Genomic DNA, 729 nt, shown 5'->3' with positions numbered 1-729 from the left:
CATGTTTACAAGACAATTGTAGTGGATCTAATCTCAGGAAGAATCCTTCATGTTGGCGACGGAAAGGGGGCGGATGCCCTCACAAAGTTCTGGAAAAGGGCAAGGAAGAAGAACGTTCAGATAAAGTATGTAGCGACAGATATGTCATCAGCTTTTTCAAAATCAGTACGTGAGAACACCCCCGATGCCATACATGTATTTGACCACTTTCATGTCATTAAACTAATGAATGACACCCTTGATAAAGTGCGAAGAGAGTTAGTGGCAAAAGAGGAGGACGAGGGCAAGAAAAAACTAATCAAGGGGACAAGATACCTCCTACTTGCTAACAGGGAAAAGATGATTGATGAGAAAGGAAGAACGAAGCTCCAAGAAGCACTTGCAATCAACGAACCTCTCTCTCAAGCCTACTACCTCAAGGAAGACTTCAGAGAAATATATAATCAACCAACCATTAATGAGGCAGAGGAAAAATTAAACAATTGGGTGTCAATGGCATTAGAAACAGCTTCAAAACCTCTAATGTCATTAGCGAACACAATCAATGCAGCTAAAAAGGAAATACTCGCATGGTATTATGGACGGCTATCAACCGCCAAAGTGGAGGGAATAAACAATAAGATTAAAGTGATGAAGAGAAATGCTTACGGATATAGAGATGATGAATATTTCAAACTAAGGCTTTTTGCTCTACATGACTGCCGTATCACACGAAATGTCGGATGAACC

General features: G+C 40.6%; 1 protein-coding gene. It reads left to right on the top strand.

The features are described from left to right. Positions 1 to 726 (top strand): ISL3 family transposase (locus IX315_RS09625; protein WP_211837422.1); only part of this gene is annotated, 726 nt, incomplete at its 5' end. Between the last annotated feature and the right edge of the window lie 3 nt (positions 727 to 729).

The organism is Porphyromonas levii (assembly GCF_018206105.1).
GTDB lineage: Bacteria > Bacteroidota > Bacteroidia > Bacteroidales > Porphyromonadaceae > Porphyromonas_A > Porphyromonas_A levii.
Note: the sequence above shows the minus strand (reverse complement) of the source record. Positions and strands in the feature narration are given on the sequence as shown.